Below are 10,714 nucleotides of genomic sequence, written 5' to 3'. Positions count from 1 at the left end.
GTTGTACTGGATCTCCAGCTCGCGCCCCAGCACATCGGTGGCACAGCTGGTGCGGTTGGCGAAGTCGTAACGGAAGTGATAGTGCTCGCCATCGCTGGTCCAGTGTTCGACTACGCGGGGTTTGTCATTCTGCGTTTCCCAGCGGTATTCGCAAATCAGCCCCAGCGCGTTGGTGTGCCGGGTCATGACGTTTTCGGCGTAGTCGAAGTGACGTACCGAATCGCCGTTGCGGTTGATCACTTCTACCAGTTGACCGTTATCGTCGTAGCGATAGCGCACCAACGTTTCCACGGCTTGCTTGTCTACGATGCGCTTGACATCGGTCAACCGTCCAAGCGGATGGTCATAGTGCAGGTGAACCCGCACGCCGCCAGGCGCACTGATATCAGTCAGGCGGTCATCGCTGTCACGGGTGAAATGCAGATAATGGCCCAGCGCGTTTTCAAGACGTTGCAACGGCACGGCGCAATTGGTATCCGGCACTTCACCGAAATAGAAGAACACGTTGTCCAACGTCTGGAGCAGGTAGTGCCCACCTTCGGTACGGACCAGATGAACCTTTTCATTTGGGTTGAAGATGCTTTCGCCCGGCTCCAGGTCAATGAACGGAACACGGCGCCCCTGATTATCGGTGAGGTAAACGAATCCGCCGCTACGGCGCAGGCTTTGCTCCCAGGGCAGCACCCAGCCCTGCCCCATGACGCTGTCGACAGTCAGGTCGCTGGCGTAAAACCGCGACCATTCGATGGGCATCATCCCGGGGAGCACAAAATCGGTTTCATTGGCCAGGAGCTTGCGGCCGTTGGTCATGTCCACAGGATTACCGGCAAAACCGCCAATCGCTCGCTCAATGGCTGGGCCGACGATGAAGCGCCCTGCCAGGTAGCTACCGGCGATCGTGGCGCCCGTTTGCAGTGCGCAGGGGCCTGCAGCCTTCAGGCCGGCTTGCAATCCCAGACGGCCAACCGCGAGCACCGACCGGCCCATGGAAGCGACGATCATCAGCACGTCGACCGTGACACGCAACCACTCCGGAACTTCCTCGTCCACCGGTAGATAACGCTCAGTACCCCCCCCGATGAAGACGTTGTTCGATCCACCAGAGATCTTTGCACCACAAGTAAGCTTGTCGCCTTTGCGTGAAGCAGCTACGCCATTGATGAAGACATTCGAAGACCCTTCCGCTACCAGTACAGGCGGTGGGTGCTTGTCGCACTTTGCAGTGCTGAGCTCTGCGTGGGCAGCATTGCGTTTGTTGATGAACACGTTGGTCGAGCACCCGGCAAGCTCGATCTGCCCTGCCGGCGAACTGAACATCGACCCGAACTTCTCGCCTAGCATGGGTAACAAGCCAGCGCCTAAACCAATTGCGGCGCCCAATAGAAATCCGCCAAGACCCGCGGTGCAAATGGTAAAGGCTGCCGCCGTCGCGATCGCCAGCCCAATCACCGCCCCGGCGAGAAACCCGGCCAGGGCGCCGGTGTGTTCGATCTCATCACCCCAACGCGCTGCTTCGAACATGAGCTCAGTCCTGAGTGGCGTTGTCGGATGAAGCAGCGGCATCCTGCCGCGGCTGGAAGCTGTTCAAAAGCTGTAACCAGCTCTCGTTCTGCTTGCCACTGAAGTCTTTCTGGCTAGTGGTGGAGAACACCAGAATGCGCCCGGGCGCGACCTCGAACGCTGCCTGGCGCTGATAAACAGGCCGACCTTCGTTCAGGTAGTACCCCTCGACCTGCATTCCGGCCACCGGCTGGCTGGAAGATAACTGCGCAGGTTTTTTGCTCAGCACGGTGTAACCGCGAAGCTTGGTCGCGATCAGTTTCACCTGGCGGTCGATGTAGGCCTTGAGGTCTTCGGCGGGTAGCAGGTTGTCACGCGACAGCGTGATATTCAGTGGTGCGGGAATGTTGCTGCCCAGGATGAACATATTCACCGTTCGGTCCTGAAAGCCTTCCGGCAACGTGATAGATCCTTCCTGAAGCTGATAGTCCATTGACTTGATAATCCATTAAAACGAGAAATAGGAGTGCTTAATGTGCCGTCATGCCCGCAAGCATCGCATCGAACTTGATCAACCAGTCGGCCAGGCCAGCCTGGCTCGGGTCTATTTGAGTAGAGACTTCGAGCCACTGCCGTGATTGGCCCTCATCGCTGGTGATCATCGCGCATACAGTGCGTCCGTGACGGCGCGCTCGGCCGTCAGGAAACAGGTAATCGAGCGCCATCGCCGGATGCCCTGCCAGCAAACATTGGGCCTGACGTACGAGGGTCATTTCGGCATGGACATCACGCAGATTCTTCACATACAGATCAACTGCCTTTGGCAGGTCCAGCCCATCGGGTGCAATTCTGCGACGCGCACTGAACGTTACTTCGCATCCGGCGAACTCCAGGGTGGTCTGGATATCGCGAAAATTGAAACCTGTCGGCATGAGCATGTTGAGCCCTGCAACCCTTAATGCATTCTGCTCAATATCCAGAGGCAGTACAGGTACAGGTTCCGGCATTTTGCTCAAGGCTTCGGCGGCTGCGCGCTCCTGCTCGGCTTGTTGTTGGGCGAGCGCTTCGGCGGCTTCGCGCTTCTGGGAAATTCTGTCGTAGATGCTGGGTTTGTACATCAGCGTGCACCCTACTCGTTGATATCAACGCGATCACCTTTGACAAAGGTGTTCTTACCGAGGATGTCGATCTTGTCGGCCTCGATGGTGATGCCTTCAGGTGTGATAGCGATCTTGCTGCCGCCCACCTGAAGCAGAATGCGTTCCTTGGCACTCACCTGGATGAACTTGTTGTCTACCTGGAGGGTGTAACTGCCCTCCTGGACATTCACCACGGTGTCTTTCTTGATGACCTCGGCGTGCGTACCGCCGACCTTGATCGACCGGTTGTTCCCCACTTGATGGGTCTCATCCAGCTCGATCTCGGTATCCATGTTGCGCTCGGCATGCATGATGATCTGCTCGGCGCCGGCCTTGTCCTCGAAGCGGAAGAAGTTGGCCGTACCGCCGTCGCCCTTCATCGACCGGGTCAGGAAGCCACTCTGGGTCTTGTTCGCCGGCAACGCCCAGGGCGGGGTGTTGGTGCTGTTGTACAGGCTGCCCATGATCAGCGGGCGGTCGGGGTTGCCGTCGAGGAACACCACCACCACTTCATCGCCGACGCGGGGGATCTGGATGCTGCCGAAGCCGCCGCTGGCGCCGGATTGGGCGACGCGGACCCAGCACGAGCTGTGGTCGTTGAACTGGCCCTGGCGGTCCCAGTGGAACTGCAGCTTCACGCGGCCAAGTTCATCGGTAAAGATCTCTTCTCCGGGCGGGCCGACGACGATCGCGGTCTGCGGGCCGTTGATCAATGGCTTGCGGGTGCTCAGTTGCGGGCGGTAGGCGATCTTCTTGCGCACGCAGACGAAGCGGTTCAGGTAACCGGCCTGGTCGCCCGTCATGTAGTTGTTGCTGCCGCGGTGCTCCACGCTCAGCAGCAGGAACTGACGGTTCTCGGCATCGCCCATGTCGTGGGCGTAGTGCTGGGTGAGTTCGAAGGTATAGCCAGGCTTCATGGCCCGGCAGTTGCTGTCACCGTAGAAGGTCTTGCCCATCAGCTCGAGCGCTTCGATACGGTTGCGCACCATGGCTTCACCGTCTTCGTAAGTGCCGTGGGTGTATTGCCCCGGGAAGTCGTAGACCTCGAACCGGTCCACGTCGCCCTGATCGTTGAGGCTTTGCATGGTTACCGGGAGGAAGTTGCGCGGCTGGCGATAGTCGAAGGTGCGAACGGCGATCTTCCCGGACTGCAGCTGCCTGGATGCCTGCCACTGGGTGATCGAGTCGGCGGTTTCGGTCACCGACGCGGAGTGGAAGCGGATCTGCGGTTGTTCGGGCAATGGCACCAGGGTGCTGGAGTCATCGGTGATGACCATCAGGTGCGAGTCGGCGGTGTGCTCGAAGTAATAGAACAGCCCTTCGTTCTCCAGCAGGCGCTGGACGAAATTGAAGTCGCTTTCGCGGTACTGGGTGATGTAGCTGTGCGACTTGAGCGGTTTGCTCAGGCGGAATTCGTACTTGGCCAGCGAGCCGAAGCCGGCGAACACTTCGCTGACGACGTCCTGTACCGTTTTTTCCTGGAAGATCCGCGTGTCGAAGCGGCAGGTCAGCATCCACAGCCATGGCCCCAGCACGGCGGCGTAGCGCACATAGCCGCCATCGCTGCCCTGGGTACTGAAGCGGTTGATGTAACCGTTGACGTGGCGGTAGGAACCGTCGGCCAATTCGATTTCAACGGTGGCCGGGCTGCCGATCAGGGACTTGAGCTTTACGTCGCTCTGGTGGCTGAGCAGCGCCAGGTCGAACTCGTAGAGCTTGGACAAGGCTTCGCTGCCCGAGAAGTGCTCGAGCAGAAACTCGTCGTTGGCACTCTGCGACAGGATATTGAGCTTGAACAGGCGCCTGTTCTGGGGCGCGAGCATGGAAAGAACGTCGGTCAACATAAACTACTCCCTGTCAGTTGCGAACATCAGCGTGCCCGGACGGCGAACAGCCTGCCCAGCCAGGATGCGGCACGCATGCCCTGAATGCTTTCGATATCCATGAAGGTGTAACGCCGGTTCTCGCGCACTTCCCGCGCCTTCAGTTCCCTGAGCGCCGAGATCTTGTCGCGGTTGTAGAAAATCATGAACAAGGAAATGAAAACAAAGCCGTAGATCAGACCGGTCATGGGTACATCATTGGTTTTCATCAATGGGTAGGCCAGGCTGCTCAAGCCGGCAGACAAACCGGCCTGCCACCATTGGACCTTTTGCGGCGGCTCGCGGGATTCGACGCGGTTTCCCTGAAACTCCAGCACGCTGCTCTTACTGCGCCAGTAATAGGCCAACGCGTAGGCCAACAGTGCCAACACGATTGGCGCGACGCCCAGAGCAAGAGAGGGCAGTACGTCCAACTTCATTTTCTTGTGAGCGATGATAAGCGTTACCATCGTTGCGAAAAGCGGTGCAAACGACAAGTTGAAAAACAAGCGCAAGTTGGCGTAATTCACAAACCGCACGGTGCGATAGGCACACTCGATGCACCACACCGTCATCGCGATCACAGCGACAATTGCCGGAATGGCCAGTAGCTTTGGAACTGCCCCACCGATGAACACCGAAAGCATGACAATCAACATCCATGCGGCCCAAATTTTTGCAATAAAACGTTCGGTAGTAAACATAAGGTTAATCTTTGCCCGTCAGGAAATTACCGAGATCAGTTGCCCAACCCAACCCATCGTCACTCATGGCAAGTTGAATTGCTAAACCCGCGAAAATTGAAACCGTAATAACGACAACAGCCGGTGCTGAAGCCATGCCGATGGCGACACCCGCCGCAAATGCCAGGCCGTTGGTAGGCTGGCTATAGGCAGATTTTTTTATGAAGTCTGTAACATCCGTCGAATTACTCCAGTCCACGGCGGCTTGGGGTACGAACGCCAGCACCCCGCCCGATAGTTTGCCGGTCAGCGCTAAACCAATCCCTCTGCTACCGTACGCGGCACCATCTACATAGGCAGTAGCGCGCAAAGCTTTGGCCGTATTGAATGCCGGAATATGAGCATGACTTCCCACTACAGCCCCGGAAAGCCTATATATACTGGCCTTGGTATTCGCGGGAACCTCAAAGTACAGATTCCCGCCAACCCGAACCAACTTCAGGCGCCCTTTCAAAGCCCGGGAGGCAGAGATACTATTGGGTTTCCCACGCGAAGCCGCCCATTTCTTCAGTTTCTTTCGGGTGTCACCGGTCATGTCTAGTAGGTTTTCAACTTTCGTGGACATCGATGCGGCATGAACCAAGGCGCCCACGTTGGCAATTGTTCCGGGCAAGTTTGCCGTACCGAACAACAACTGGCCGACGATCGGGATCGCCTCGGCTTTTCCCTTGAGGGCCAGCACCTGGTCCTTGGTTACCTTGGCCGATGATTCAATCTTGCTGATCAGGCTGTGCAGTTGCAGCGCATATTCCTCAGCCTCGTCCGCAGTCAATTCGTTGTCGGGCGATTTCAATTCGGCGATGAGAAATTCCGCGGCGCTCATGTCATCGGCAGAGTAGATACCGCCGATGTCGAGCCGGCCGTAGGTCCGGGCAGCGACGACGCTGGGCCACGGCAAGTCGCCCTGCCCGAGCAGGCCTTCTTGCCCGCCGGTGCCCATGGGATCGGCTGCGGTACAGGGATAGATTCTGTTCACGCCGCCCTCCGTGCTGATCGCTGGAGTGCGTGGGCGTGAAGACGAATGGCGGCAGCGTAGGTGCCTGCTGGCGGAGAAAGCTCCATGCTCACTGTAGTCCTTGTCAAAAATCCTGCTTGCGCGACTTGCGCAGTTCGGCCCACCCATCAGGCGCTGCGACCTAAGCGGCAAAGCTAAGTTCCCAACAACATCTGAAAATGCCAACCAAATCACAAATGGATTTGCCGGCAGAGTGTGGAGGGCGCAGGAAACACCGGAATGCGCGACGCTGTCAACTATGACCACCATTCGACGGCATCATATTGCCATCAAATAGCTTTTGTATTAGCTATTATGAATGAGATGGCATTGCGCCATCTTTTGCCTATACATCAACACTTGTCAAGGACTGTCACAGGCGTAATTTCAACAATGACTAAATATCAACCCCATGCGTTTCACGAGCGTTCTCCACAGTTGTTTCGTCTCGTGACACTCTCCACGGGTCTTTTCACAGGTATTTTAGGTTTACTTTCAGCCTATTGGCTGGCACACGACGTATTCCCGTTAGTGGGCAGAATGTATAGAAATGCACCCATCGTGGTAACCCCGTACCTAGGGTTCATGCTCATCGCCATGTGCACGGTCAGCCCAATACTTGTAATCACCTCAGTGTACGCATGCTGGCATGCAAAGAAGTTTGATCCTCCCGCCAACACCCTTCTATTCCGTTTTCAACATAACTCTTATAAATTGACACTGTGGTCAATAATTTACATAGCGCCTGCGCTTGCGCTACTTGTGACACTAGGCTTGTGGGCCAAAGGTTACACGCCCTGCCAAAAATTGCTGATTTCGGGATCTGCCTGGCAGGTGTACTGGGTCAATGATGAGCGGTATTGCTTCAAGCCTGACTCGTATACCCGTGACGGCTGGCCTTGCAAGCGCATGGGTGATAAAAATGCCTGCCTCCAGGTTGACGGGCGCCAGTAATCCTAATATCCAGGCTACTTGCTCTTCAGGACGAGCCCCCATTCTGCGCTTAAAAGCGAGTATGGGCAAAGCCACCGAATGGGTAATCGGCTCTAGACGGAAACTTACTGGCCAAGGTATGACCATTAACCTGGATTCACTTGAACGCTCCGCTATACAGCTGCGCAACTTGCTAGAACGCTATCAGCACCAAGCGCCTGCTGCAGCGTTGGTGCTGCGAGAGCTGAACGGCGTGCTCGAACGTGCTGCGAAACGAGAAATCACCGCACCGATGAAGCCACGGGACATTCCCGGCCATCGGTACTTTACTGAAACGCCCTTGGGCGCGTACCGCGACCTTGAGGCTGCCTACGCCTCGTTTTACGTAGCGCTCATCGACGGCCAAAGCTCGGAAGCCTTTCGCATGCTCCAGGCCGAAATGAAAAGATCTTGAGTGCTTGACCGACAAAGCGCGTACACCCACATCACTTCTTGTGAGGGCGTCATGACAAGCACAGAAATCATCAAGCAATTGCAGGCGCTCAAGTGTATCTATCACAGCGAACGCTGCTATCAGTTTGATGAAGGGATAAACTCGATCATCAGCATTCTTCATGACATGTCGAAGCCAACCGCGACAGCGTGGGAGGATGCAGCCTCGATCTATAGAACACTGGCAGCCTCCAAATCGGGATTTTCTGATGTTTACGTGGATGCGGGTACCGCTGATGAGCGAGTAGCAGCTAACGTTCAGCTCGACAGCATCCGGCAAATGCTGTGGGACACGTTCAAAAGGGTTTGAGCGAGCAATGAGCCATCCTGCCCCATCAAATTCAGGTTGCTCGCTGCTCTCACCCTGCCCAGATCCATGATTTGAACTTGAGTCAATCAGCTTTCATCGCTTGGTTGCACGCGCAAATACCCGAGCCAGCCACGAAGCCTCGCGCAACCCCCGCACATATTCGATATCCGAGAAAGTGTAATGGCGCTTCTCCCGTCGCTCACGCTCTTTCAACGCCCGCAAAGCCGCGATGTTGTTGCGGTGATAAAAAACCAGATACAGCGAAATGAGCGTCAGCACACACAACAAGAAGACCGCCGATTCGTCATAGGCCTTGATCATCGGAAACAGCACGCTACTCAACCCTGCACTCAGCCCGCCCAGTAGCCACGGATTCACGTTTTCTGCCTGCCCATAGACTTCCACACGATCACCGCGCAACACCCAAGCGCTGGTTTTGCTTCTACGCCCGTGCGCCCACGCACAGGCAAGCGCGGTCAGCACGAGTGGTAGCGAACTGAGCGCCAAGGCTTGCACGCCGCCCATCCTGGCCTTCTTGTAGGTAATGGCCAACGCAAGAATGAAGGCAATCAACGGTCCGGCACTCAAGCTGAAGCAGAGGCGCAACGACGCGTAATCAGCGAAGCGTTCCGAACGGTAGGCGCATTTCACACACCAGCAGAACACCATCACCATCACCACTGCCATCGGCACGAAGACAATTTTTGGCGCCACCCCCAGTGTGAATGCTGAAAACATCACCAGCAAAAACCAGAAGGACCAGATACCCCCGAAGAAACGCTCAGTCGTGATCATGAAACTCTATTTCCCCAGTCAACTTTCATTCGCTCACGAAACAGGCCATCAGTAACTGTCGTAAGTCAGCTCGTCCATCTCGTCACCTCGGGGCGATACCTCAAACAGCCGCGTCGCCAACCCCCGAATATGCTGCGCCCAGGCCACCCTGGCCAGCCACTCCGGCGGCATACCCGATACCCCATACAACGCCCCGGCAATTTGCCCCGCCGTGGCCGCCACGCTGTCGGCATCGTCGGCAAGGTTCGCGGCCAGCAGTATCGCGTCCCTGAAATTATCGGTGTGCCAAACGGCCCACAGCGCGGCTTCGAGCGTGTCGATCACATAACCGGAAGAGCGAATCTGTTCGCGTGACTTGAGCTTGTATTCGCCGGCATTGATGATCCTGGGCCGAGGCAGCAGTGGCCGCACTTTCGGCGCCAACGCTTCGTGCTTGTCGGCGCCGTTGAGCGCGAGGTGCAACTGGGCGCCGAACAGGCTGCAGCCGTCCAGCACCTCCTGGGTGGCATGGGTGACCCTGCTCTGCGTCGCACTTTCGCGCCAGGTTGCCGAGAGCGAATGGCGGCGGAAAATGGCCGTTGGCGCAAGCCTGATCAGCGACCCGTTGCCTGCGGCAGAAGGTCCAAGATTCACCGGCCCTGCAAGGCCCTGTGCCTCCCAGCTTTCAAGTGCGCTGCGGGTGACATTGCCGATGTCGAAGCAGCGGCCGTTGACGCTGTTTTCGCCGCGGCGGTACCAGCGCACCAAGGCGTCGGCGAAGCCTGCGAAATCGAACTTACCGTGGGTGGCGTAGGTATCCGCCAGGCACAGCGCCATGCTGGTGTCGTCGGTCCACTCGCCAGGTGCCAGGCGGAAAGGGCCACCGCCGACCATGTCGTCAACCCGCCCCACATCACGGCGCTGGAACTCCAGCGTGGTGCCCACCGCATCACCAATCGCCAACCCCAACAGTGCGCCTTGCGCGCGGTCGAGCGCCTGGTCCTGTGATAACGTGCAGGGCCGGTCGTTGAGCCAGGCGGGTTTCACGCGTGGCAGTCTGGGGGCGTCGGGCTTGAGCATGTAGTCCATGCGCTGCAGCAACTGCGGCGAAGGCTCGGGGTACAGGTGGTTGTAGCGCTGCGCGTATTCGCTCAGGGTTGCATCCGAGCTTCTGAGGTCGATCATGCGGGTTCCTTGCATTGGGTGGTCTCGTCCGTGCACCTATTCTGCGCACCCCTGCGCTAACCTCGCAACGACGCAAACCAAGCAAGGAACGCTGAGGTCACCGTGAAGCACCCTTCCGAGCTCCATGTCAGATCCCCTTTTCTCTTCAGGTCGATGGCCATCGGCTTCGCCCTCTGCATGCTCGCCGCGGGGGCACTTGGCGTCTATGTGCTGTGGACGGAGATCGTGCCGCTGTATGGCCGCCTCTACCGCAATGCGCCGGTCGTGGAAACGCCGCTCAAGAGCTTCTTCGTACTCGCCGGAATTGCGCTGACACCCTTGATGATCGTGGCCTGCGCAATCGCTGCGTGGACCGGGCAGAAGTTCGACCCGCCCAAGACTTCGTGGCTTTACGGGTTTCAGTTGCGCTCCCTGCAGCTGACGTTGGTGATGATGGCCTGCCTCGCCCCGGCGATGATCGCGCTGACCACGGCCACGCTTTCGGCGAAGGGCTACTGGTCTTGCCCGAAGCTGCGGATCTCGGGGTCCGGCTGGCAGATGTTCTGGGTGAACGATGAGCGCGTGTGCTTCACGCCGGATTTCTACATCAACGATCATTGGCCGTGCAAAAGGGTCGGCAAGAAGGACATCTGCATTCAGGTCGATGGCAGATAGTGGATCGCGCCCCTGCCCACCAAGGATCTCTCGATGATGAGATTTGAGGTCAGGCGCGCGTTGTACATGGCGTGCCTGGTGGCGGTGAAAATAACCCAGCGCTCAAGGCGCGGTATGAGGCACTGCGT

The 10,714-nt window shown here is 57.6% G+C and carries 12 protein-coding genes; 4 read left to right on the top strand and 8 right to left on the bottom strand.

The genetic code is table 11. From position 1 onward, the window contains the following. From PMI38_RS02765 to PMI38_RS02740, 6 genes are all read right to left on the bottom strand, one after another. Positions 1-1,521: DUF6531 domain-containing protein (locus PMI38_RS02765; RefSeq protein WP_008090403.1), on the bottom strand; the 1,521-nt coding region annotated here is incomplete at its 3' end. 4 nt (positions 1,522-1,525) lie between these two features. Continuing rightward, positions 1,526-1,993 carry a DcrB-related protein gene (locus PMI38_RS02760; protein WP_008090400.1) on the bottom strand — a complete coding sequence of 156 codons (468 nt, stop codon included), beginning with the start codon at positions 1,991-1,993 and terminating at the stop codon, positions 1,526-1,528. A gap of 37 nt (positions 1,994-2,030) precedes the next feature. Beyond that, complete coding sequence (locus PMI38_RS02755) at positions 2,031-2,618, bottom strand: hypothetical protein (RefSeq protein WP_008090398.1); 588 nt, start codon at positions 2,616-2,618, stop codon at positions 2,031-2,033. A gap of 11 nt (positions 2,619-2,629) precedes the next feature. Beyond that, a complete protein-coding gene (locus PMI38_RS02750) occupies positions 2,630-4,483 on the bottom strand; it encodes a type VI secretion system Vgr family protein (protein ID WP_008090397.1) in 1,854 nt (617 codons plus the stop codon). Positions 4,484-4,509: 26 nt separating this feature from the next. Further along, a complete protein-coding gene (locus tag PMI38_RS02745) occupies positions 4,510-5,205 on the bottom strand; it encodes a hypothetical protein (protein ID WP_043272847.1) in 696 nt (231 codons plus the stop codon). Between the two features lie 4 nt (positions 5,206-5,209). Continuing rightward, positions 5,210-6,184, bottom strand: coding sequence for a hypothetical protein (locus PMI38_RS02740; RefSeq protein WP_050548545.1), 975 nt, complete (start codon positions 6,182-6,184; stop codon positions 5,210-5,212). A gap of 294 nt (positions 6,185-6,478) precedes the next feature. On the opposite strand from PMI38_RS02740, the gene PMI38_RS26290 reads away from it, so the two are divergent. The 3 genes from PMI38_RS26290 to PMI38_RS02730 all read left to right on the top strand — a co-directional run bounded on the left by PMI38_RS26290 (position 6,479) and on the right by PMI38_RS02730 (position 7,973). After that, entirely contained in the window at positions 6,479-7,192 is a 714-nt protein-coding gene (locus PMI38_RS26290) for a hypothetical protein (protein WP_008090391.1), read from the top strand. Between the two features lie 118 nt (positions 7,193-7,310). After that, complete coding sequence (locus PMI38_RS02735; protein WP_008090389.1) at positions 7,311-7,625, top strand: hypothetical protein; 315 nt, start codon at positions 7,311-7,313, stop codon at positions 7,623-7,625. After that, positions 7,626-7,973: a hypothetical protein gene (locus PMI38_RS02730; RefSeq protein ID WP_238540154.1), complete on the top strand. Its 348-nt coding sequence runs from the start codon at positions 7,626-7,628 to the stop codon at positions 7,971-7,973. Between the two features lie 93 nt (positions 7,974-8,066). On the opposite strand, the gene PMI38_RS02725 is transcribed toward PMI38_RS02730, so the two are convergent. Both PMI38_RS02725 and tri1 read right to left on the bottom strand, forming a co-directional pair. Beyond that, positions 8,067-8,768 (bottom strand): hypothetical protein, encoded by a 702-nt coding sequence (locus PMI38_RS02725; protein ID WP_008090387.1) that lies wholly within the window; start codon positions 8,766-8,768, stop codon positions 8,067-8,069. A gap of 48 nt (positions 8,769-8,816) precedes the next feature. Then, positions 8,817-9,932, bottom strand: a complete 1,116-nt coding sequence (gene tri1 / locus PMI38_RS02720) for an ADP-ribosylarginine hydrolase Tri1 (protein WP_008090385.1) — start codon at positions 9,930-9,932, stop codon at positions 8,817-8,819. Positions 9,933-10,034: 102 nt separating this feature from the next. On the opposite strand from tri1, the gene PMI38_RS02715 reads away from it, so the two are divergent. Beyond that, a complete protein-coding gene (locus PMI38_RS02715) occupies positions 10,035-10,586 on the top strand; it encodes a hypothetical protein (RefSeq protein ID WP_008090384.1) in 552 nt (183 codons plus the stop codon). The last annotated feature ends 128 nt before the right edge of the window (positions 10,587-10,714 follow it).

Origin of the sequence: Pseudomonas sp. GM84 (assembly GCF_000282535.1) — a bacterium.
GTDB lineage: Bacteria > Pseudomonadota > Gammaproteobacteria > Pseudomonadales > Pseudomonadaceae > Aquipseudomonas.
Note: the sequence above shows the minus strand (reverse complement) of the source record. Positions and strands in the feature narration are given on the sequence as shown.

What these genes read in the sequence shown, in the direction of transcription:
- PMI38_RS02760 (WP_008090400.1), bottom strand. Translation starts at nt 1,993, where the DNA reads ATGGACTATCAGCTTCAGGAAGGATCTATCACGTTGCCGGAAGGCTTT.
- PMI38_RS02755 (WP_008090398.1), bottom strand. Translation starts at nt 2,618, where the DNA reads ATGTACAAACCCAGCATCTACGACAGAATTTCCCAGAAGCGCGAAGCC.
- PMI38_RS02750 (WP_008090397.1), bottom strand. Translation starts at nt 4,483, where the DNA reads ATGTTGACCGACGTTCTTTCCATGCTCGCGCCCCAGAACAGGCGCCTG.
- PMI38_RS02745 (WP_043272847.1), bottom strand. Translation starts at nt 5,205, where the DNA reads ATGTTTACTACCGAACGTTTTATTGCAAAAATTTGGGCCGCATGGATG.
- PMI38_RS02740 (WP_050548545.1), bottom strand. Translation starts at nt 6,184, where the DNA reads ATGGGCACCGGCGGGCAAGAAGGCCTGCTCGGGCAGGGCGACTTGCCG.
- PMI38_RS26290 (WP_008090391.1), top strand. Translation starts at nt 6,479, where the DNA reads ATGCGCGACGCTGTCAACTATGACCACCATTCGACGGCATCATATTGC.
- PMI38_RS02735 (WP_008090389.1), top strand. Translation starts at nt 7,311, where the DNA reads ATGACCATTAACCTGGATTCACTTGAACGCTCCGCTATACAGCTGCGC.
- PMI38_RS02725 (WP_008090387.1), bottom strand. Translation starts at nt 8,768, where the DNA reads ATGATCACGACTGAGCGTTTCTTCGGGGGTATCTGGTCCTTCTGGTTT.
- tri1 (WP_008090385.1), bottom strand. Translation starts at nt 9,932, where the DNA reads ATGATCGACCTCAGAAGCTCGGATGCAACCCTGAGCGAATACGCGCAG.